The sequence below is a fragment of the Streptomyces marianii genome (assembly GCF_005795905.1).
Classification (GTDB): domain Bacteria; phylum Actinomycetota; class Actinomycetes; order Streptomycetales; family Streptomycetaceae; genus Streptomyces; species Streptomyces marianii.
Map to the genome: position 1 here is coordinate 2,751,411 of NZ_VAWE01000001.1, position 22,353 is coordinate 2,773,763.

The 22,353-nt window shown below is 69.5% G+C and carries 11 protein-coding genes; 5 read left to right on the forward strand and 6 right to left on the reverse strand.

Going from position 1 to position 22,353, the window contains the following annotated elements; translation table 11 throughout:
* Window positions 1-470: 470 nt before the first annotated feature.
* Entirely contained in the window at window positions 471-2,873 is a 2,403-nt protein-coding gene (gene lon / locus FEF34_RS12270) for an endopeptidase La (protein ID WP_138053217.1), read from the reverse strand.
* Window positions 2,874-3,186: 313 nt separating this feature from the next.
* Window positions 3,187-3,453, reverse strand: a complete 267-nt coding sequence (locus FEF34_RS12275) for a hypothetical protein (protein ID WP_138053218.1) — start codon at window positions 3,451-3,453, stop codon at window positions 3,187-3,189.
* Window positions 3,454-3,543: 90 nt separating this feature from the next.
* On the opposite strand from FEF34_RS12275, the gene FEF34_RS12280 reads away from it, so the two are divergent.
* The 4 genes from FEF34_RS12280 (at window position 3,544) to FEF34_RS12295 (ending at window position 10,262) form a co-directional block, all read left to right on the forward strand.
* Window positions 3,544-4,239, forward strand: coding sequence for a spermidine synthase family protein (locus tag FEF34_RS12280; RefSeq protein WP_138053219.1), 696 nt, complete (start codon window positions 3,544-3,546; stop codon window positions 4,237-4,239).
* A gap of 83 nt (window positions 4,240-4,322) precedes the next feature.
* Window positions 4,323-5,066, forward strand: coding sequence for a response regulator transcription factor (locus tag FEF34_RS12285; protein ID WP_138053220.1), 744 nt, complete (start codon window positions 4,323-4,325; stop codon window positions 5,064-5,066).
* The gene (locus FEF34_RS12290) at window positions 5,063-6,154 is read left to right on the forward strand and encodes a sensor histidine kinase (RefSeq protein WP_138053221.1); all 1,092 of its coding nucleotides are present in this window, start codon (window positions 5,063-5,065) and stop codon (window positions 6,152-6,154) included. The genes FEF34_RS12285 and FEF34_RS12290 overlap by 4 nt, the downstream gene beginning before the upstream one ends.
* 292 nt (window positions 6,155-6,446) lie before the next feature.
* Window positions 6,447-10,262, forward strand: coding sequence for a multifunctional oxoglutarate decarboxylase/oxoglutarate dehydrogenase thiamine pyrophosphate-binding subunit/dihydrolipoyllysine-residue succinyltransferase subunit (locus tag FEF34_RS12295; RefSeq protein WP_138053222.1), 3,816 nt, complete (start codon window positions 6,447-6,449; stop codon window positions 10,260-10,262).
* A 126-nt stretch (window positions 10,263-10,388) separates the two neighbouring features.
* On the opposite strand, the gene FEF34_RS12300 is transcribed toward FEF34_RS12295, so the two are convergent.
* The 4 genes from FEF34_RS12300 to FEF34_RS12315 form a co-directional block, all read right to left on the reverse strand.
* Window positions 10,389-10,703, reverse strand: a complete 315-nt coding sequence (locus FEF34_RS12300; protein ID WP_138053223.1) for a DUF6191 domain-containing protein — start codon at window positions 10,701-10,703, stop codon at window positions 10,389-10,391.
* Between the two features lie 113 nt (window positions 10,704-10,816).
* The gene (locus FEF34_RS12305) at window positions 10,817-11,200 is read right to left on the reverse strand and encodes a hypothetical protein (RefSeq protein ID WP_138053224.1); all 384 of its coding nucleotides are present in this window, start codon (window positions 11,198-11,200) and stop codon (window positions 10,817-10,819) included.
* 9 nt (window positions 11,201-11,209) lie between these two features.
* Window positions 11,210-11,788: a hypothetical protein gene (locus tag FEF34_RS12310; RefSeq protein WP_138053225.1), complete on the reverse strand. Its 579-nt coding sequence runs from the start codon at window positions 11,786-11,788 to the stop codon at window positions 11,210-11,212.
* Between the two features lie 95 nt (window positions 11,789-11,883).
* Window positions 11,884-18,774: a polymorphic toxin-type HINT domain-containing protein gene (locus FEF34_RS12315; RefSeq protein WP_234042370.1), complete on the reverse strand. Its 6,891-nt coding sequence runs from the start codon at window positions 18,772-18,774 to the stop codon at window positions 11,884-11,886.
* A gap of 283 nt (window positions 18,775-19,057) precedes the next feature.
* Here FEF34_RS12315 and FEF34_RS12320 point away from each other — a divergent pair, with 283 nt between their 5' ends.
* Complete coding sequence (locus tag FEF34_RS12320; RefSeq protein WP_234042371.1) at window positions 19,058-22,183, forward strand: VCBS repeat-containing protein; 3,126 nt, start codon at window positions 19,058-19,060, stop codon at window positions 22,181-22,183.
* The last annotated feature ends 170 nt before the right edge of the window (window positions 22,184-22,353 follow it).

Genomic DNA, 22,353 nt, shown 5'->3' on the forward strand with positions numbered 1-22,353 from the left:
GTGGTGCCGGTCGGGCACGGCTCGGTGCGGGGGACCCTGGCCGGCGGACCACGTCGATCCGGCCCGGCCCGGGCGGGTGATCGGCGTGCTGAGCGGGGGCGACACGGACACGGAGTCGACGGCGGTGCTGTTCGGCGCACGGGCCAGGGCCCTCTACGACGAGGCGGTCCGCGTGCGGGTGCCGGCGGGCACCGCCCGTTGAACGGAGGGAGCGGGCCCCGCCCGTGGAAACGGAGGGAGCGGCGGCCGGGCCGGACACTGATGCCCACTCAACGAGCCGAACCGGCCCACGGGGCGGACAGCCCGCCCGCTGCACGGGCCGCACCGCCCCGACGCGCACGCCCGCCCCGCCCGCTCAAGAGCCCAGACCTCCGGTCCCGGTGCGGAGGGCCCGGAAAGGCGGTCGCCGTACACGGCCCGCGGGAGCGGGCCCGTGTACGGCGACCCCGTGAAGGGCCGTGCCCCGCGGCTCACGCCGCGGCCGGCACCTGCACCTCTGCCGGGGACAGGGCGATCCCCAGAACCTGGCGGACGTCCGTCACGGGGTGGACCTCCAGCTTCTCCAGGACCTCGGCGGGGACGTCGTCCAGATCGGCCTCGTTGCGCTTGGGGATCACGACGGTGGTGATCCCGGCACGGTGCGCGGCGAGGAGCTTCTGCTTCACGCCGCCGATGGGCAGTACCCGTCCGGTCAGCGACACCTCACCGGTCATCGCCACGTCCGTGCGGACCAGCCGCCCGGAGAGCAGCGACGCCAGCGCGGTCGTCATCGTGATGCCCGCGCTCGGCCCGTCCTTCGGGACCGCACCCGCCGGGAAGTGGATGTGCACGCCGCGGTCCTTCAGATCTCCGACGGGCAGCTCCAGTTCCGCGCCGTGCGAGCGGAGGAAGCTGAGCGCGATCTGTGCGGACTCCTTCATGACGTCGCCGAGCTGACCGGTCAGGGTCAGTCCGGAGGCGCCGGTCTCCGGGTCGGCCAGCGACGCCTCGACGTACAGGACGTCGCCCCCGGCGCCGGTGACCGCGAGCCCCGTGGCCACGCCCGGCACCGCGGTGCGGCGCTCGGCCGGGTCCTGGGCGGACTCGGGCACGTGGTGCGGGCGGCCGATCAGCGCGCGGAGTTCACCGTCGGTGACCGTGAACGGGAGTGCGCGCTCGCCCAGTTCGTGCTGGGCCGCGACCTTCCGCAGCAGCCTGGCGACCGCGCGCTCGAGGTTGCGTACGCCCGCCTCGCGGGTGTACTCGCCCGCCAGCCTCCGCAGCGCGGACTCGTCGAGGGTCACCTCGCCCGGTTCCAGACCGGCCCGCTCCAGCTGGCGCGGGAGCAGGTGGTCGCGGGCGATGACGACCTTCTCGTCCTCGGTGTAGCCGTCGAGCCTGACCAGCTCCATCCGGTCGAGCAGTGCCTCCGGGATGGACTCCAGGACGTTGGCCGTGGCCAGGAAGACCACGTCCGACAGGTCGAGCTCGACCTCCAGGTAGTGGTCGCGGAACGTGTGGTTCTGCGCCGGGTCCAGGACCTCGAGCAGCGCCGCCGCCGGGTCCCCGCGGAAATCGGAGCCCACCTTGTCGATCTCGTCGAGGAGGACCACCGGGTTCATGGACCCGGCCTCCTTGACGGCACGGACGATCCGGCCGGGCAGCGCGCCGACGTAGGTGCGCCGGTGGCCGCGGATCTCGGCCTCGTCCCGGACGCCGCCGAGCGCGACGCGGACGAACTCGCGTCCCATCGCACGGGCGACGGACTCGCCGAGCGAGGTCTTCCCGACGCCGGGCGGGCCGACGAGCGCGAGGACCGCGCCGCCGCGCCGGCCGCCGACCACGCCGAGCCCGCGGTCGGAGCGCCGTTTGCGAACCGCCAGGTACTCGATGATCCGTTCCTTCACGTCGTCCAGGCCGGCGTGCTCGGCGTCCAGGACCGCCTTGGCGCCCAGGATGTCGTACGCGTCCTCCGTACGTTCGTTCCACGGCAGTTCGAGGACGGTGTCGAGCCAGGTGCGGATCCAGGAGCCCTCGGGGCTCTGGTCGCTGGACCGCTCGAGCTTCTCGACCTCCTTGAGGGCGGCCTCGCGGACGTTCTCGGGGAGTTCGGCGGCCTCGACGCGCGCACGGTAGTCGTCGGGCTCGTCGCCGTCGGACTCGCCCCCCAGCTCGCGCAGCTCCCTGCGCACGGCGTCCAGCTGGCGGCGCAGCAGGAACTCGCGCTGTTGCTTGTCGACGCCCTCCTGGACGTCCTTGGCGATGGACTCGGCCACGTCCTGTTCGGCGAGGTGCTCGCGGAGCTGCTCGGTGGCGAGCCCGAGCCGGGCGACCGGGTCGCTGGTCTCCAGCAGCTCGACCTTCTGCGCGATGCTCAGGAAGGGCGAGTAGCCGGCGTTGTCGGCGAGTGCGGGAACGTCGTCGATCTGCTGGACGCGGTCCACGACCTGCCAGGCTCCGCGCTTGCGCAGCCAGCTGGTGGCGAGGGCCTTGTACTCCTTCACGAGCTCGGTGACCGAGCCCGGCAGCGGGTCGGGCAGGCTCTCGTCGATGAGGGTGCCGTGGATCCAGAGGGCGGCACCGGGGCCGGTCGTGCCGGCCCCGACGCGTACCCGGCGGTGGCCCCTGATCAGGGCGCCCGGGTCTCCGTCGGAAAGCCGTCCCACCTGCTCGACGGTGCCGAGCACACCGGTCGCGGCGTAGGTGCCGTCGATCCGGGGCACGAGCAGCACCCGCGGCTTCCCGGGCTCCGCCCGGGCTGCCGCCTGGGCGGCCTCCACCGCGGCCCGTACGTCGTTGTCCGACAGGTCGAGCGGTACCACCATCCCCGGCAGCACGACCTCGTCGTCGAGTGGCAGCACGGGCAGGGTGAGCGGTGCGGACGTCGAAGCCATGATCTCCCCTTCGGCAGTCAAGTTGAGTTACACGGACTCAATGCAAAGGGACTCACCGATGTTCCCCCGGGGGCGTTCGCCGTGAGCGATACCACCTGCCGCCCACGGCGCCCGACCGGACGCGATAGGCACGATGTAATAGGCATTTGAGATATGCACCTATTACATAGGCTGTATCTATGACACAGGCCGGCCAGGCCTGGGGGGACGGCTGGGTCGCTCCTCCGGAGCGGCGAAGCCGGTCGCCGAGCCCTGAGGCCTCCGCCCCGCCTTCCCCACGGGCGGACGGAGCCCCGGCCCCCGTACGCCGGGCTCAGCGGGCCTCACCTCCCCCGGGGGGCGGCGCTCCCTGCGGCAGTGTCACGAGCACGTGCCCACCGGCGCACCGCCGGGCGGCTCGCCGGACCGGAGAGCACGGCCGGGGGATGGCCCAGTTGCCCAGCGGGGCCTCGTAGGCGAGCAGGTCCAGCACCAGGAGCAGCGACACGCCCGCGAGCAGGGAGGCCCCGGACCCGGCGGGCGCGCGGCGACGGCCACGGCGCCTCGCCGCGTTGTCGAATCGCCCGAACGCACCCGGCACGAGGGCGACTCTCCGCCCTGCGACGCACCGCATCCGACGCCGCGCCCCGGTTCCGCAGGGATTGCGGGGCAGCCCTTAGCCTGGGGGTCCATGGAGCCTCTCAGCCAAGACGCCGCCCCACGGACCCTCGACCGGCGCTCAGGACCGTTCGGCGAAGTCGTCCTGCGCGAACGCGGCGGCCCCGACGGGGAGATCCACGAGATCATCGCCAACGGCTGCTTCCTGATGGACACATCGGACGGCCGCTCCGAGCGGCTCCTCATGGACGCCGCGTACGAGGCCCTCGACGGCCGACCGGACCCGTCCGTGCTGATCGGCGGACTGGGGGTCGGCTTCTCCCTGGCCCGCGCGGCCGCCGAGCCCGGCTGGTCGCGGATCGCCGTCGCCGAGCGGGAACAGGCGATCATCGAATGGCACACGTCGGGCCCGCTGAAGCGCATCTCCGCCGCGGCACTGGCCGATCCGCGCACCACCGTCCTGCACACGGACCTGGTGGGGTACCTCCATAACACTTCGGACACGTATGACGCGCTCTGCCTCGACATCGACAACGGCCCGGACTGGACCGTCACCGAGGACAACGGCAGCCTCTACTCGCCGGTCGGACTGGCCGCCTGTGCACGGTGTTTGAGCCCCGGAGGCGTCCTCGCCGTCTGGTCGGCGCAGCCTTCCCGAAATTTCGAGGACTCATTGCGGAATGCCGGATTCAGCGGGGTAAGAACCGAAGAGATCCGGGTTGCCCGAGGCGTACCTGACGTGGTCCACCTGGCAGTTCGCCCTGCGTAGCCGGGACCTGGTCGGTGCCTTTACGCTGCCTACCTGACACACCGATCTACACGCAGCTCGCAGTGCGCGACAGGGGCGGGGCGATGGAGCAGACACACACCAGCAGCAACGGCGCGGCGGCGCAGCCGACCGGAAGTGCCCAGCGCCGGGTGCTGGTGGTCGAGGACGACACCACCATCGTCGACGCCATCTCGGCCCGTCTGCGCGCCGAGGGCTTCCTCGTCCAGACCGCGAACGACGGCCCCGCGGCGGTCGACGCCGCGGAGGCCTGGCAGCCGGACCTGATGATCCTCGACGTGATGCTGCCCGGCTTCGACGGCCTCGAGGTGTGCCGCCGCGTGCAGGCACAGCGGCCCGTCCCGGTGCTGATGCTCACCGCCCGCGACGACGAGACCGACATGCTGGTCGGGCTCGGCGTGGGTGCCGACGACTACATGACCAAGCCGTTCTCCATGCGCGAACTGGCCGCCCGGGTGCACGTCCTGCTCCGCCGGGTGGAGCGCGCCGCGCTGGCCGCCGTGACGCCCCGCAGCGGCATCCTGCGCCTCGGTGAGCTGGAGATCGACCACGCCCAGCGCCGCGTCCGCGTCCGGAACGAGGACGTGCACCTCACGCCGACCGAGTTCGACCTGCTCGTGTGCCTGGCCAACACCCCGCGTGCGGTCCTCTCCCGCGAGCAGCTGCTCGCCGAGGTCTGGGACTGGGCGGACGCCTCCGGCACCCGCACGGTCGACAGCCACATCAAGGCGCTGCGCCGCAAGATCGGCGCCGAGCGGATCCGTACCGTGCACGGTGTCGGGTACGCCCTGGAGACCCCGGCGCCATGATCCGGCGAAGCCGGCTCCGGTCCCGGCTGAGGGCGGTGGAGATCTCGATCAAGACCAAACTCGGCGCCTTGGTCGTCGCGGCCGTGCTGATCACGACCGGGCTGGCACTGGTCGCCTTCCGCACCGGGGCGGAGCTGCGCTACATCACGGTCTTCGCCATGATCACCACGCTGCTGATCACCCAGTTCGTGGCGCACGGGCTGACCGCTCCGCTGGACGAGATGAACACCGTCGCGAAGTCGATCTCCCACGGCGACTTCACCCGCCGGGTGCGGGGCGACGGCCGCCGCGACGAGCTGGGCGACCTCGCCTCCACGATCAACCGCATGGCGGACGACCTGGAGGCCGTGGACCGGCACCGCAAGGAGCTGGTCGCCAATGTCTCGCACGAGCTGCGCACGCCCATCGCGGCGCTGCGCGCGGTGCTGGAGAACGTCGTGGACGGCGTCTCGGCGGCCGATCCCGAGACGATGCGCACCGCGCTGAAGCAGACGGAGCGGCTGTCCCGGCTGGTCGAGACGCTGCTCGACCTCTCCCGGCTGGACAACGGCGTCGTGACGCTCAAGGCCCGGCGCTTCGAGGTCTGGCCCTATCTGTCCGGGGTGCTGAAGGAGGCCAACCTGGCCGCCGGGCAGCGCAGGCTGTCCTCCGGATCCGGCAGCCACACCCGCAAGGACGTCCATCTGCACCTGGACGTGTTCCCGCCCGAGCTGACCGCGCACGCGGACGCCGAGCGGCTGCACCAGGTCGTGGCGAATCTCATCGACAACGCGGTCAAGCACTCCCCTCCGCACGGCAGGGTCACGGTCCGTGCCCGCAGGGGTCTCCAGGCCGAGTCCCTGGACCTCGAGGTCCAGGACGAAGGACCCGGGATCCCCGAGTCCGAGTGGCACAAGGTCTTCGAGCGCTTCAACCGGGGCAGCGCCCCGTCGAAGCAGGGCTCGGGCAGCGACGGGGGCACGGGTCTGGGCCTGGCCATCGCGCGCTGGGCGGTGGAGTTGCACGGCGGCCGCATCGGCGTGGCCGAATCGACACGAGGCTGCCGCATCAGGGTCACTCTTCCGGGGAACCCCGCGCCGTGCGGTTGACGTAGGGTTCGAAGAGGAGCGAAGCCCGTGGCGAACCGGACAGGCGCGTCCTGCGTCCATACGTCCGGGGAGCAGGACAAGGGTGCGGCCCGCGGGGCCGCAGCCGTGTTCCGCTGTACCCAGTCCGCAGGGGAACCACGTTTGTTTCCCGCCATTTCCTACGCCGAAACCGGTTGCCAGGTGTGACTTAGGCGACGATGACCACGCCCGGCCTGCACCTCCCCGCCGCGTAGGCGTAGCCTTTATTTCCGCTGTCCATCACCTTGTGAAGCGGAAGAGGGCGGTTGCCGCCGTGTCGTCTCAGTCCCCCAGTAACTCGAGTACTTCGACCGACCCCGACGGGCAGGGGAAGAACCCCGCCGCCGCGTTCGGTGCCAATGAGTGGCTCGTCGACGAGATCTACCAGCAGTACCTCCAGGACCCGAATTCGGTCGACCGCGCCTGGTGGGACTTCTTCGCCGACTACAAGCCGGGCGGCGGGGCCGCCGGCGAGACCGCGCCACCGGCCGCGACGGCCACCGAGACGCCGGGCACCGCACAGGCTCCGGCTCCCAAGGCCCCCGCCGCCCAGGCACCCGCAGCACCGGCCCAGGCGCCTGCCGCTCCCGCGCAGCCCGCCGCCGCGGCACCGGCGCCGGCGCCGGCGAAGCCCGCCGCGCCCGCGAAGCCCGCCGCCGCTCCGGCCAAGCCCGCCGCCAAGGCCGCTCCGGCCGCGGGGGCACCCGACGGTCCCGAGATGCTGCCGCTGCGCGGCCCCTCCGCCGCGGTCGCGAAGAACATGAACGCCTCGCTGGAGCTGCCGACGGCGACGTCCGTCCGCGCCGTCCCGGTGAAGCTGCTCTTCGACAACCGGATCGTCATCAACAACCACCTGAAGCGCGCCCGCGGCGGGAAGATCTCCTTCACGCACATCATCGGGTACGCGATGGTGCAGGCGATCAAGGCCATGCCGTCGATGAACTGGTCGTACGGCGAGAAGGACGGCAAGCCCGTCCTGGTCAAGCCCCCGCACGTGAACCTCGGCCTCGCCATCGACCTGGTGAAGCCGAACGGCGACCGGCAGCTCGTCGTCGCGGCCATCAAGAAGGCCGAGACCATGAACTTCTTCGAGTTCTGGCAGGCCTACGAGGACATCGTCCGCCGCGCCCGCAGCAACAAGCTGACGATGGACGACTTCAGCGGCGTCACCGTCTCGCTCACCAACCCCGGTGGCCTCGGCACCGTCCACTCCGTGCCGCGGCTGATGCCCGGACAGTCGGTGATCATGGGCGTCGGCTCGATGGACTACCCGGCCGAGTTCCAGGGCACCTCCCAGGACACCCTGAACAAGCTGGGCGTCTCCAAGGTCATGACCCTGACCTCGACGTACGACCACCGGGTCATCCAGGGCGCCGCGTCCGGCGAGTTCCTGCGGATCGTCGCCAACCTCCTCCTCGGGGAGGACGGCTTCTACGACGACGTCTTCGAGGCGCTGCGCATCCCCTACGAGCCGGTCCGCTGGCTCAAGGACATCGACGCCTCGCACGACGACGACGTCACCAAGGCCGCCCGGGTCTTCGAGCTGATCCACTCCTACCGGGTCCGCGGCCACGTCATGGCCGACACCGACCCGCTGGAGTACCGCCAGCGCAAGCACCCCGACCTGGACATCACCGAGCACGGGCTCACCCTGTGGGACCTGGAGCGCGAGTTCGCGGTCGGCGGCTTCGGCGGCAAGTCGATGATGAAGCTGCGCGACATCCTCGGCGTCCTGCGCGACTCGTACTGCCGCACCACCGGCATCGAGTTCATGCACATCCAGGACCCGAAGCAGCGCAAGTGGATCCAGGACCGCGTGGAGCGCCCGCACGCCAAGCCGGAGCGCGAGGAGCAGCTGCGCATCCTGCGCCGGCTGAACGCGGCGGAGGCGTTCGAGACCTTCCTGCAGACCAAGTACGTCGGCCAGAAGCGCTTCTCGCTGGAGGGCGGCGAGTCCGTCATCCCGCTGCTCGACGCGGTCATCGACTCGGCGGCCGAGTCCCGCCTCGACGAGGTCGTCATCGGCATGGCCCACCGCGGCCGGCTGAACGTCCTGGCGAACATCGTCGGCAAGTCGTACGCCCAGATCTTCCGCGAGTTCGAGGGCAACCTCGACCCGAAGTCGATGCACGGCTCCGGCGACGTGAAGTACCACCTGGGCGCCGAGGGCACCTTCACCGGCCTCGACGGCGAGCAGATCAAGGTGTCGCTGGTCGCCAACCCGTCGCACCTGGAGGCCGTCGACCCGGTCCTCGAGGGCGTCGTGCGCGCCAAGCAGGACATCATCAACAAGGGCGGCACGGACTTCACCGTCCTGCCGGTCGCCCTGCACGGCGACGCGGCCTTCGCCGGACAGGGCGTCGTCGCCGAGACCCTGAACATGTCGCAGCTGCGCGGGTACCGCACCGGCGGCACGGTCCACATCGTCATCAACAACCAGGTCGGCTTCACCGCCGCCCCGGAGTCGTCGCGTTCGTCGATGTACGCGACCGACGTGGCGCGCATGATCGAGGCGCCGATCTTCCACGTGAACGGCGACGACCCGGAGGCGTGCGTCCGGGTGGCGCGGCTCGCCTTCGAGTTCCGCCAGACGTTCAACAAGGACGTCGTGATCGACCTCATCTGCTACCGCCGCCGCGGTCACAACGAGGGCGACAACCCGCAGTTCACCAACCCTCAGATGGTGAACCTGATCGACAAGAAGCGCTCGGTGCGCAAGCTCTACACCGAGTCGCTCATCGGCCGCGGCGACATCACGCTGGAAGAGGCCGAGCAGGCGCTGCAGGACTTCCAGGGCCAGCTGGAGAAGGTCTTCGCGGAGGTCCGCGAGGCCACCAGTCACCCGGCCCCGGCCCATGTCCCGGACGCCCAGGCCGAGTTCCCGGTGTCCGTCATCACGGGGATCTCCCAGGAGGTCGTCAAGCGGATCGCGGAGTCCCAGGTCAACGTCCCCGACAACATCACCGTCCACCCGCGGCTGCTGCCACAGCTGCAGCGCCGTGCGGCCTCGGTCGAGGACGGCACGATCGACTGGGGCATGGGCGAGACCCTCGCCATCGGCTCGCTGCTGATGGAGGGCACCCCGGTCCGGCTCGCCGGCCAGGACACCCGCCGGGGCACCTTCGGCCAGCGCCACGCGGTGCTGGTGCACCAGGAGACCAACGACGACTACACCCCGCTGCTCTACCTGTCCGACGACCAGGCCCGCTACAACGTCTACGACTCGCTGCTCAGCGAGTACGCGGCGATGGGCTTCGAGTACGGCTACTCGCTGGCCCGCCCGGAGTCGCTGGTCATGTGGGAGGCCCAGTTCGGTGACTTCGTCAACGGCGCCCAGACCGTCGTCGACGAGTTCATCTCCTCCGCCGAGCAGAAGTGGGGCCAGACCTCCGGCGTCACGCTGCTCCTGCCGCACGGCTACGAGGGCCAGGGCCCGGACCACTCGTCCGCCCGCCCGGAGCGCTTCCTCCAGCTGTGCGCGCAGAACAACATGACGGTCGCCATGCCGACTCTGCCGTCGAACTACTTCCACCTGCTGCGCTGGCAGGTCCACAACCCGCACCACAAGCCGCTCATCGTCTTCACCCCGAAGTCGATGCTGCGTCTGAAGGCCGCGGCGTCCAAGGTGGATGAGTTCACCACCGGCGGCTTCCGCCCGGTCATCGGCGACACCGCGGTCGATTCAGGAGCGGTGAACGCGGCCGACGTCCGCAAGGTCGTCTTCTGCTCCGGCAAGGTCTACTACGACCTCGAGGCCGAGCGGCAGAAGCGCGGAGCCATGGACACGGCGATCATCCGGCTCGAGCGCCTGTACCCGCTGCCGGGTGCGGAACTGCAGGCCGAGATCGCCAAGTTCCCGAACACCGAGAAGTACCTGTGGGTCCAGGAGGAGCCGGCGAACCAGGGTGCCTGGCCGTTCATCGCCCTCAACCTGATCGACCACCTGGACCTGGCGGTCGGCGCGGACATCCCGCACGGCGAGCGCCTGCGCCGCATCTCCCGCCCCCACTCGTCGTCCCCGGCAGTGGGCTCGGCGAAGCGGCACCAGGTGGAGCAGCAGCAGCTGGTGAACGAGGTCTTCGACGCCTGACACCGCTGAGGCGGTACGCACGGGACGGAGGGCCCGGCACCACGCGAGCGATCGCGAGGGGCCGGGCCCTCCGGCGTGTGGGCGACGGGCCGCTGGGGCGAGTGCGCCCGACGCGAGCCGTTCTGTCTACTCAGAGCCCTCGGCGGCCCGGGCCGCTTCGGCGGCCTTACCGTCCTGGGCGTTCTTGCCGCCCTCGGCAGCCTTGGTGTCCTCAGCGCCCTCGGCGTTCTTGTCGCCGTCCTCCGGCTCCCCCTCGGCCGAACGCGCCCCGCCCCGTGCCGCGGGGACCCGGATGAGCACGACCCCGCTGCCCAGGTCTATCGGCCCCCGCCCGGGATCGGCGTCACCGGCCTCCTCGAGCGTGAGCTCCTGACGGCGCCGCTCCTCCTCGGTGTGCCGCCGCCCAGGAGCGAACAGCTCGTTCAACGCACCGCCGAACATGGTTGCTCCTGTCTGTTTGGGTTTGCCCCTCATCGTACGAACGGTTGCGGGGCTGTGGAGGGGACGGAGGCGTGCGGTGCCCCACAGCTTGGCGACTGCGGCTCAGCTCTCCCTCAGCTGCAGCGCGATCTGCGCGCACAGCTCGACGTACACCTGGCGCCCGGTGAGCTCCAGGTTCGCCACATCGTCCCCCCACCGAGGCTCAGCGGCACCTTGTACCCGACGACCTGGTCGAACCCGACGTGTCCCGCGCCGGGGTTGGCCTTCCGCCACTCGACGAAGTAGTCGAAGGCGAGCGCGTCCTCGTCCTCGTCGGCGACCACGACCCAGAACTCGTCGAGCCCCAGATCCGTGGTGTAGTGCTCGCCCTCCTCCGGATCCACCATGATCACGTACCGGGGCCGCGCCTCGGGATCACGGATGTCGAAGAGCAGCTCACGCCCGTTCCAGTCAAAGGCGAAGGGGAAAGAGCGGGTCTTCAAAGCTATGCCGGACACACAAGGACGTCACTGCCAGTCTGGATTGCGACTCGGCGGAAAGGGTCCGAACAGGCTCTCGTACTCTCCGGTCTCATCCAAGAACACATCGCCCGGATCGGCGCTCCGCACGGCCGCGTGAAGGCGGTCCACCAGCGTCGGCACGGATTCAATCGTCAGGCCGAGCGCGCCGGCTACTCGGGACTGCGCTGTAACGATTTCCGAATCACTCGCGAGCATATCGCGCTGCAGAAAAGCCGCGGCCGCTTGCATCGAAGCCACGTCGCCATCTTCGGAGTATTTGAGACAGTCCCGCCAGTACGGCAGGCCAACCACGAGACCAAGGGCCCCGGAGAGATCCGAAGCAATGAGTCCGGCCTCACCCTCACTGCTTGCGTACAGCATCGGGCGGTCAGGCCCCTCGCCGCACAGGTAGAACTTTCCACCCGTGAAATCTCCCGCGACCACCTCAAGGGAAATTCCTGACATAAGACGCGGCGCGTCGACGTAATCAGCGCGTCGGATATCAAATTCAAACGGATACGAAAGAAGCTCCACGAGCGCCGGGTCGTCACGTAGACGCCGGAGCAGATCAGCAGACCGAGACATGCGGCAACGATAGCAGAAGGCAAAACCACCCGAATGCTCCATCGAAGAACGCCTGCGGCGAGGATCGATTCCTACGCCGCAGGCGTCCATCCGAACTAGATCTTGCCTATCCTGCGGTAATACGTCAGCAGCCTTCGGATTCCCGTGTTGTAGTAGCCGGGATCGCCGTACTGCAACTGCCCGATTCTGCGCATGTCCCAAATGTCACGTGCAAGAACGGTGCGGAACGAAAGGCCGGCCTCAAGCCGCTTCGTCCTGCGGCCCCGGCTCTTGTAGGTCCTCGTCAGAGCGTGGTCGGCAGCCTTCATTACGATCGCTCCGCCCTCGTTCCTGGGGAGGTGTCCAAGGCCGTCCTGGGGCATGTGGTGGGCTTCCAGGCCATCACCGGGCTGACCCGGATTGAGGTCCCCGAAGCGTCCTGCGTCGTTCTCTGCGACGGTCTTGCACTTGGCGTTGTGCACCAGAACCGGCGTGGCCCCCGCCAGCACGTAGTACGTGTGGACATCGGTAACCGTGAGGTTGTGGACCGTCGCCTTGTGCGCCGTCCACGCCTCCACCGTGCTGATCTGGATCCAGGCTCCCGAAGACGCCTGGACCCACTGGCCCGGATTCAGCGCACCCGCGTCGACCCACACCCGCAGGGACGGCACCCAGAAGGGGTGTCCGGCCGTGGCTGTGACCGTGGTGGTCCTGGGTTCGGTGGAGGTTGAGCCGTCATGGACCTTCAGTGTGATGCGGACCAGGTCCTTGCTGCCCTTGCCCACGATCGTCGCCGCGGCCGTCTGGACGGAGGTTTTCCCCGTCTTCGGGTCGGTGGCGACGACTTGGTCGCCGGCCTTGACCTTCTCGATCGGCTTGGTGGAGCCGTCGGCCATCAGCACCAGCGTTCCGGGCCCGAAGCTGTTGAACTCGCATGTCCCGCTCTCGACCTGAGTCTGGACCTCCTCCTTTGCGCCTTCCTTGGCCTCCGACTTGGCTTCCTCCGCCGCCCGCCGAGTGGCCTTCTGCGCCGGCCGCTTGGCCTGCGAAGGCTTCGGCTTGGCCTTGGGCTGACTCCTCGGTTTCGGTCTGGGCTTCGGCCGGGCCGCCGCCTTTCGAGCGGCTGCACGCTTGGCCGCCGCCCGCTTGGCCGCCGCGCGCTGTGCCTTGGCGCGCGCCTGCGCAGCTGCCCTGCGTTGCGCCGCGCGCTTCGCAGCCGCCCGCTGTGCGGCGCGCTTGGCTGCGGCGCGCTTGGCTGCGGCTGCCTTGCGTGCAGCTTCGCGCTTCGCTCTGGCGGCCGCACGACGCTTGGCCGCCTCGATGGCGCGCTTGCGGGCCAGGGCCGCGGCACGACGCGCTGCCGCCTGGGCCGCCTTACGGGCCGCGATGATCGCCGCACGGCGGGCCGCGGCGCGGATGGCCGCCTGGATGGCGATGCGGGCCGCGATGCCGATCAGGATCGGGAAGAACAGCCCGTCCGGGTCGGAGAACGTCGCCGGTGCGTTGTTGCTGTAGGCGTACGGGTTCATCGTCGCCGGCTGGGTGTAGTCGACCATCGGGTCGACGGAGATGAACCTGCCGGTCGCCGGGTCGTAGTCCCGGGCACCGAGCCTGGTGAGGCCGGTCTCCTTGTCGACCGTGCCACCGACGAAGCCTCGCTGTCCGGGCCAGGTGGAGGGCTGTGCCCCCCGCTCTTCTCCGAACGGCAGGAGTTTGCGCCGAGTGACACCCATGCCCGTGTCGATCATGTCGACAACGGTGTTGGACGAGCCGTGGTGGTCGGACAGCATGAGCTGCCGGACCCCGCCGGTGGCCCTGACGGTGACCGCGCCGTCAGGATGCGCGTAGAAGCGCTCCGCCTTCTTGGTCGTCAGATCGGCAGTGACGGTCAGCTCCGCCTCACCCAAGTACAGCGTCTTGCTGCCGTCGGCGCCGGTGCGGATGAGTCGTTCGCCGTCCGCGCCGTGGAGGTAGGAAGTGGTCTTGGTACCGCCGCCCTCCACGGGCTCCGACACCGACTCCAACTCTCCCTCAACGTTCCATTTGAGCGTTTGGGTGGTGCCGTTGTCCTGCCGCGTCGTGGTGTTGCCTGCCTTGTCGTACGCGAACGTGTTGATGTTCTGGCCCGCAGGTCCTGTGGACTTGACCTCCGCGAGTGCGTTCGGACCGCCTACACCCGTCTTGCCATAGGTGTAGGTACGGGTGACGTCTTTGGTGGTGTCACCGGTGGTGTCGTGCTCCACGAGCTTGGTGCGGTTGCCCGCATCGTCGAACTCGTAGCTCTGCCAGTACGCGTCCGGACCGCCGACCGCCTCCTTGGAGGGACCGGCCGCGCAGTCGTCGGTCTTCGCCGACCAGGCAGAGGTCATCTGCCGCAGTTGGTCGTAGACGAAGCACTGGGTGTCTGTCCTGCCGGAGTCCGGGGCGGCGGCTCCAGGGGTGTCCGTGATCTTGGTGACGTTGCCGGCCTGGTCGTACGAGTAAGCGGTGTCACTGACTCGGCCGGGTGCGATCGAGCGGTCGACGGTCGACTGCATGAGCCGACGGGTGAACTCGTCGTAGAAGTACGAGCCGTAGACCTTCTTGCCGGCGGGGCCGGCTTCGGTGCGCAGGATCTCGCCGAATGCTGAGTACTGGACGTCTCCGAGGTAGGTGGAAGCACCGCTGATCGAGAGCGGCAGGTCGTCGGAGTTGTAGCGGAACACGACCCTTTCGGTGGTGAGGCCGCCGAGGCCGGGGACCTGCACCCAGGCGATATTGCCAGTCGGCGTATAGGAATAGTCGTATTGGTAGGTACCGCCCAGGCCGGTCTCCTCGGCCGGGATAACCGTCTTGGTCGACTTCACCCTGTAGGCGTTGTCGTACGCGGTGACCTCGTCGCGGTACTCGCGGCCGTTCTCATATCGGATCGCGGCGGTCGGCAGGCCCTTGGCAAGGGTGTCGTACGTCCACTCGATCCGCTTCGGTCCGGCGTCACTGCCCTCGCGGAGGGAGGTGGGGCGGCCACCCGCGTCGTACGTCGTGACCAGGGTGTTGCCGAGCGGGTCCGTGGAAGCGGTCACATTGTCCGTGTCGTCGTACGTGAGCTTCGTCCGGCCCCCGTCCGGGTCCGTCACCGCGGTCTGCCGACCCCGCCCGTCGTACTCGAAGGTGGTCACTGCACCACCGGGTGCCGTGACCTTCCTGACGTTGTCGAGATGGTCGTACTCATAGACCGTGTCTCGCCACGTCGTACGGGCGTCGTTGGTGTACTCCCGCAGCCTGGAGGTGCGTCCCTCCGCGTCGTCGAAAACCGCAGTGACGGTGTCGCCCTTTGGCGGGACGGTCGTGGTGACATCCCCGTCCACTTCTGTGGTCGTCCGGAGCTTCTCCACCCCCCGGAAGTACGTCACCTCCGCGACGGGCTCGCCCATGCCGTTGAACGTCGTCCGGTTCTGCGACGGGACCTCGTTGTCGCCGACCTGGAGGAGCTTTGCTTCGGGCTCCAGGTCGTTGTAGTAGCCGTCGTTCTCCTTCCACTTCCGGCCCGCCGTGTCGTAGAAGGTGTCGTTGACGATGCGGCCCGCGCCCACGGCTTCGTCCTGGGTCTGCCGCTCGCGCAGCAGGCCGTCGAGGATCTCGTAGGAGACGGCGTACTGGCCGTTGTCCTTCAGGGTCTTCGTCGTCACGATGGTCGGGCCGTCACGGCGCACGGTGTAGCCGTACTCCGCGGTCGGCGTCTGCGTCGCCGGGTCGCGGTCGATCTCCCAGACCTTCAGCAGCCGGCCCAGCGGGTCGTACTGCATCGTGGCCTTCTTGCCGTTGGCGTCGGTCTCGACGAGCGGCATGCCGCGCACGGCGTCGAAGTCGGTCGTCTCCGTGTGACCCAGCGGGTCGGTGGAGACCTGCTTGGTCGGGCGGGCGACCGTCGTCGGCGTGTAGACCACCGAGGTCTTGCGGTTCTCGGCGTCCCACGTCGCGGTCTCGCGGCCGTGGACGTCGTACGCGGTCCTGTCGATCGTGATGTAGCCGTCGCCCTCGGCGTTCAGTTCCTGGACCTCGGTGGCGAGACCCTTCGTCGGCGCGGCGCCGAAGGCCAGGTTGTCGTAGAGGGTACGGGTGTCCTCGATGACCTCGCCGCCCGTGGTGCCGCAGGCGCCGAGGGTGGTGAGGTCACGGGACTCGGACTCCAGCAGGTACGCCGCGGTGTTGCGGGCGTACGTGGTCGTGGAGCACATGCGCTTGCCGCCGGGCGTCGTCTCGTCCACCTGGTACGGCAGGCCGTAGCTGTCGTACTTGGTGGTCTCGGTCGACGTGCGCCAGGTCTCGCCCTTGACCCGCTCGCGGGTCCGGACGGTCTCCGGGCGGGTCATCCACGCCTCCAGCGGCGTGGTGCCGGTGCGGGCGCGTGTGGCTGTCTTCACCGACCAGGCGGTGGTGAGCGTCGAGGAGTCGACGGCGCCGCCGTCGGACTCGTAGGCGATCTGCTCGCGCAACTGGCCCTGGTACTGGGGCAGGTCGTTGACGGTGCCGCCCTGGGAGTCCTCGATGACCGAGGTCCGGGTGCCACTGGGCAGCTTGTCGCCGTGCATGCCGCGGAAGTAGCGGTGCTCGGAGAGCTGCTTGACGTCGTCGCCGGCGCCGAGGCGGGTGCGAACCCGCTCGTAGCCGCGGTACTGGGACCAGGTGCGGTGCTTGTTCTCGGTGAACTCGCTCTCGTCGTAGGCCCAGGCGGCGCCGCCGATGAACTCGTACGAGGTGACCTTGGCCGGGCTGTCGGTGACCAGGTCCTCCTCGCGCACCTCGGTGACGAGGTACTTGTGGAACCAGTCCTGGACGGGCTTCAGCGCGCCCTTGGGGGTCCAGTACTGCGGGAAGCAGCGCATGGTGTTGGTCTCGGGCGAGGCCGGCATGCGGCGCGGTTCCAGCACCTGGCAGTCGCGCGGAGAGTAGGACACGCCGATGCGGCCGCCGGTCTCCGTGTCGATCGCGTTGATGCGCAGTCGCGAGAAGGGCGGCAGGCCCTCGACGCCGTCGACGCGGTTGTCGAGCTGGACGCCCGAGAAGCTGACCTTCGGCATGGCCGCGGTCGAGCCCGCGCCGTGGCCGGTGCGGGTGAGGGAGTTCAGCCAGAGCGCCGGTGACGTGCCGTCACCGGTGTCCGGGTAGGAGCTCTCCAGCGCCCAGGAGTCGACGTTGGTCAGCGCGGACCCGGCCAGCACCTGTGTGCTGATCTTGGTGAGGCGCTTGGTGGACCAGAACGTCGGGGAGTACTTGTCGGTGCACTTGGCGCCGGACAGACACTCCTGGTCGAGCGGGGTGTCCGGCCAGCGCGAGGCGTTGGCGGTGGTCCGCTTGGACTCCGCACAGTCGAACGTCGCGTTCGGAGTACAGCGTTCGGAGACGGTGAAGGCGACCCGGCCGGCGGGCTGCGCAGTGAACAGGGTGTCCGAGCGCTGGCCGTAGTCGATACGGGCGAGGTCGGCGGAGCGCACGTACGAGATCTGCTGGTCGGCCTTCATGTTCTGGCCGTAGAAGTTCGTGTGCTTGTTCCACCACAGGGTCATGGCGTCGCCGAGCGGGTCGACGACGTAGTCCAGGTTCCAGCGGTAGGCCTGGGTGCAGTCGGAGTCCATGAACGCCGTGGCATGGCAGGGCTCACCGGGGTGGTTGCCGAACACCGGTACCGTAAGGACCGAGTTGGTGGTCTGCGTCGTGGCGTTCGGCAGCTTGTTCAGACCGAAGTGGTACTTGACGCCGTCGGTGCCGGTGACGATCCAGTACTCACCGCTCTTGGTGCCGTTGACCGCGCCGGTCTTCTGCTCGATCTTGGTGCCGTCGTCGTCGGCGGGGCGCCACTTGCCGGTGGTGTCGTCCTTGACGAGCTCGGTGGTGTTGCCGCCCAGCGACATCACCACGTGGTCGGAGCCCCAGCACAGGTCGCCGTTGTCGGTGGTGTTGTTCGGCGCCTTGTCGTCGACCTTGCCCTTGTCGTCGGAGCAGGAACGGTACTTGCGCTCGATGAAGCCGGGCTCGTAGTCCCAGCCCTCGGCGAGCCACGACGACTGGGCGTTCGTGGAGGCGGTGCGGCCGTCGACGGACTGCGAGGAGTACGAGAGCTCGATCTCCGGCTGCGGTCCGCCCGGGACCTCGGGTGCCTCGATCGGGTACGTCCACGAGAAGCCACCGGAGGAACTGCCCGCCATCCATGAGCCGGACGGCGACAGCGAGGTCGCCTCGTGGCTTCCGCCGGGACCGGACGCTGCCGCGGTGGCGGCGAGGACCATCGGGGCGGCCGCGGCGCTGCGGGCGGCGAAGCCCTGCACGGGCGCCGAGCCCAGGTCCACGGTGGCGTCGACGGTGTGGTCCGCCGGGTCGTTGGAGCCGTGCAGCTCGGTGCGGGTGCGGCACTCCGTCTTCTGAGGACTCGTCAGCGCACAGGCGGGCAGCTGGACCAGGCGGAGCCGGGAACCCCAGTCACCACCGAAGGTGTCCTTGATCGCGGTGTAGTCGAGCTCGACCTCCACGGCGCCGGACGCGGCAGCGGCGGTACCGTCCTCCGCGGCCGCCGGGGTGGCGGTGAAGAGGACGCCCTCCACACCTGCCCTGCGGGCGGTGGCGGCATCCTTGACCTGGACCCGGGCCGCCGAACCGGCTGCGGCCTTGGGCGCGTTGGCGCGGGCGCCCTTGGACCGGGGGGCGTCCTGCGCCCGGCGGAGAGTCACGGGAAGCTTGGCGAGGGCCTCCGGGGCCTTGCCGAGCGCGGGGCCGGAGGCGGCTCCCAGGCGCTGCTTGGCGGCCTTCTTCGAAGTGGTCGTGCCCTGTGGGTCCGTGACCTGGACCAGGTAGTCGCCGGCCGGGACCTTGTCCGTCGACGGCTGCCAGTCCTTCGCGGCGGCGTTCCTGGCCTCGCGACGCTCCTTGGAGAACGCCCGGCCGGCGACCGAGCGGTCGCGCTTGAGCTCTTCGAGATCCGTGCCTCGGCCTGCGGCGGCCGCCGGATCGTCCGGTATCAGAGTGATCATCATCGCCATGAAGGCGACGAACGAAACGGATCTATGCCAGTGCCCCAAGTAGCGCAACTGGCGTAGGAGTTGTTGCACGAGCTATCCCCACCCTACGCAACTGAACAATTGATCGAAGTGACCCTAAGGCGCAAGAATCCCTGCCCGCAACACAAGCTTTTGCAATGACACAACCCCTCGTTTCGCCACAAGTGGGCAAAACTCTGTCATCGGGTCCCGTGTACTGTTCCGCCGGAGTCGCTTGAGATCGACTTCACGACCGAACGAACCTGGGGGGTTCAACTACATGTCAGAGATAGGTGCGTGGAGACGGGGGGCGAGACGTTCCGCGCGCACGGCGCTCGCGGCCGCTCTCGTCGGAGGCTCGCTGGGCCTCACCCCGCTCGGCCTCGCCTCCTCGGCCGGCGCCGAGGACAAGACCTCCTCCGCTCCGGCCGGCTCCGAGGCGCACGCCCTGCAGCAGGCCAAGGAGACCGGCGAGCAGGTCGAAGTGCTCTCGGAGCGCAGCGAGACCAGCGAGACGTACGCCCTGCCCAGCGGCAACCTGCGGCGCGTCCAGCACACCGTGCCGCAGCGGGTGAAGCGCGAGGGCGCGTGGACCCCGATCGACACCACGCTTGCCGCGGTCAAGGGACGTGTCGCGCCCAGGGCCGCGGCGGGGAACGTGACCTTCTCGGCCGGCGGTGACGACCCGCTCGTGGTCCTCACCGACCAGGGCCGCAAGCTCTCCCTGAGCTGGCCGAAGCCACTGCCGGCGCCGGTTCTGGAGGGCTCCACCGCGACGTATCGCGAGGTGCTGCCCGGTGTCGACCTCGCGGTCGCCGCCGGTGTGGACGGGTTCAGCCAGGCACTGATCGTCAAGTCGGCCGCGGCGGCGGACAATCCGGAGCTGGCCACGATCGACTTCGACCTCAAGGCCGATGGCCTGTCCCTCAGGAAGGACGCCGCAAGCGGCACGCTGACGGCCGTCAACCCGGCCGGGCAGACCGTGTTCGCCACGTCGACGCCGCGGATGTGGGACTCCTCCGGCTCGGAGGAGACGGCCACGGCACCCGCGGCTCGGACCGCCTCCACGAGGACCCTCTCGGCAGCGGCGCCGTCCACCGCCTCCGCCGCACAGGAGCAGCCACCGACCGATCTGACGCCGGGCACCCGCAGTGCGGACGTCGGCGTCACCGTGACCGACGGCCAACTCACCCTGACGCCCGACCGGGAACTGCTCGAAGCTTCGGGGACGACGTACCCGGTCTACATCGACCCGCGGATGACGGGCACCCGCCAGGCCTGGACCATCGCCTACAAGCCGCACCCCAACAACAGCTACTGGAACGGAACCGGCTGGAACGGCGGCACCACCAGCGAGGCCCGTGTCGGCTACGAGAGCTCGACCGGCGGCACCGCCAGGTCGTTCTTCCGGGTCGACTCCAAATTCCTGGCCGGGGTGAAGGTCGTCGACGCGCAGTTCCAGATCACCGAGACGCACTCCTGGTCCTGCACACCGAAGCCCGTCGAGCTCTATCTGACCGGCTCCATCAGCTCATCGACCACGTGGAACAAGCAACCGTCCTGGTCCACGCGCCAGGACAGCCGCAACTACGCGCACGGCAACGAGTCCTACGGCTGCCCGGACAAGCCGGTCGACTTCACCGCCAAGGACGCGGCGGTCAAGGCCGCCGCGAGCAAGTGGACCAACATCACCTTCGGTCTCCGCGCCCCGCAGAGCGCGGAGGACAAGAAGGACGCGTACAGCTGGAAGAAGTTCAAGCCCGACGCGAAGCTGATCGTCGACTTCAACCGCCCTCCGAAGGCGCCCTGGGCGCTCGATACCATCCCGAGCACCAGGGTCAGCGCGACGGAGTGCGGAAACGGCTCCTCCTACGTGACGCTCGGCAATACGGACGTGACGCTCACGACCCAGGTCTGGGACCCGGACGGCGGTGACGTCAACGTCCAGTTCCATCTGTGGGCGACCGGCAAGCACGATGTGTCCCCCGGCGTGTTCTTCGACAAGAAGGTCAAGGTCACGGTCTCGGCCAAGAGTTCCGCGGGAGCACCCGCCCGAGTGGTCGTACCCAAGACGCTGCTGAACCAGCACAAGGGCGCGTCCAACGGCCAGTTCTCATGGAAGGCCCAGGTCGAGGACGTCGCCGACGCGGGCTTCGCCTCCGACTGGACCCCGACCCAGGGGGCTCCCGGCTGCCGCTTCGGGTTCGACCCGACGGCCCCGTCGGTGATGCCGACCGTGCGGTCCGCGGAGGACGTCTACCCGGAGAACTCCGAGGGTGCGCTCGCACGCACGCCCGGCCGGTTCGTGCTCGGCGCCAACGGCGTCGGCGACATCGCCGAGTACAAGTGGGGCCTGGACCGCACGCCTCCGAGCACCTCCGCGAAGCCCGCAAGCGCCGGCGGCGACGCCGAGATCACGGTGACGCCGCTCACCCCTGGTCCGCACACCCTGTACGTTCAGGCGTTCGACGCCGGGAAGAACGCCGGACCGATCTATCCGTACCGGTTCTACGTCAGGAGCCCCGGTGTCATGGACAAGCCGGGTGACGTCAATGGCGACGGCTTTCCCGACATGTTCGCGGTGGACGGCAACGACGACCTGCGGCTGTACGGCGGCACCGGCAACGGCGCGGTCGCGACCGCCGTCCCCCTCTCCTCCGGCGGCGGCTGGGCGGGCGCGCTGATGACCCACCGCGGTGACTGGACCGAGGACTTCTACGAGGACCTCGTCGCCCGCAAGTCCGACGGCAAGCTGTGGCTCTACCCGAACAACGGCCAGGGCGAGTTCACCGAGGACACCAAGCAGGAGGTGTACGTCTTCCCCGACGACGAGTCGGGCGTCGCCACGGACACCGCGTCGATCAGCCAGATCGTCTCGGTCGGGGACATCACCCCGAGCGAGGAGAGCTACAACCCCGACTTCGTCGCGGTCATCGGCGACCAGCTCTGGTTCCTGCCCGGCTGGTCGGGCGGGTCACTCGAATCGGGCTACCTGATCGGCACCTCCGGGTGGAGCGAGATGACGCTCGCCTCCCCCGGCGATGTGGACGGCGACGGCTTCGTCGATCTCGTCGCCCGGGACAACTCCTCCGGTGCCCTGTGGATCTACCACGGCAAGAGCAGGGGGGACTCCGACGGCGACGGCGTTCCGGACGGCGGAACCGATCCGTCCTCGCTGGGTGTCGGCTCGGGCCGCACCCAGTACGCGAGCGGCTGGACTCCGGCCGCGCGGCCCCTGGTGACGGCGAGCGGCGATTCCAACGGGGATGACGTACCCGACCTTTGGTCCACCACGTCGAACAGCACCGCCGGGCTGGAGTTCGTGCCCGGTCGCAGGACCGGGCCGGTCGGTACCCCGGCGGTCGTCGGCACCACGGGCTGGCAGGCGATCAAGGCGATCTCCTGACACGGGGAGGCCGGCGTTCACCGACCGGTCCGAGGGCCGGTCGGTGACGGCTCCGCCGGGGCACATCCGCTGCCGGCGGAACCGTTGCCGAAGGCTCATACAGCAGGCCGGGCCCCGTGGTCCGCGCGGGGCCGGGCCTGCCGGCGCCTCGACGGTTCCCGGCCCCGGGG

What these genes read in the sequence shown, in the direction of transcription:
- lon (WP_138053217.1), bottom strand. Translation starts at nt 2,873, where the DNA reads ATGGCTTCGACGTCCGCACCGCTCACCCTGCCCGTGCTGCCACTCGAC.
- FEF34_RS12280 (WP_138053219.1), top strand. Translation starts at nt 3,544, where the DNA reads ATGGAGCCTCTCAGCCAAGACGCCGCCCCACGGACCCTCGACCGGCGC.
- FEF34_RS12285 (WP_138053220.1), top strand. Translation starts at nt 4,323, where the DNA reads ATGGAGCAGACACACACCAGCAGCAACGGCGCGGCGGCGCAGCCGACC.
- FEF34_RS12290 (WP_138053221.1), top strand. Translation starts at nt 5,063, where the DNA reads ATGATCCGGCGAAGCCGGCTCCGGTCCCGGCTGAGGGCGGTGGAGATC.
- FEF34_RS12300 (WP_138053223.1), bottom strand. Translation starts at nt 10,703, where the DNA reads ATGTTCGGCGGTGCGTTGAACGAGCTGTTCGCTCCTGGGCGGCGGCAC.
- FEF34_RS12310 (WP_138053225.1), bottom strand. Translation starts at nt 11,788, where the DNA reads ATGTCTCGGTCTGCTGATCTGCTCCGGCGTCTACGTGACGACCCGGCG.
- FEF34_RS12315 (WP_234042370.1), bottom strand. Translation starts at nt 18,774, where the DNA reads ATGATGATCACTCTGATACCGGACGATCCGGCGGCCGCCGCAGGCCGA.
- FEF34_RS12320 (WP_234042371.1), top strand. Translation starts at nt 19,058, where the DNA reads ATGTCAGAGATAGGTGCGTGGAGACGGGGGGCGAGACGTTCCGCGCGC.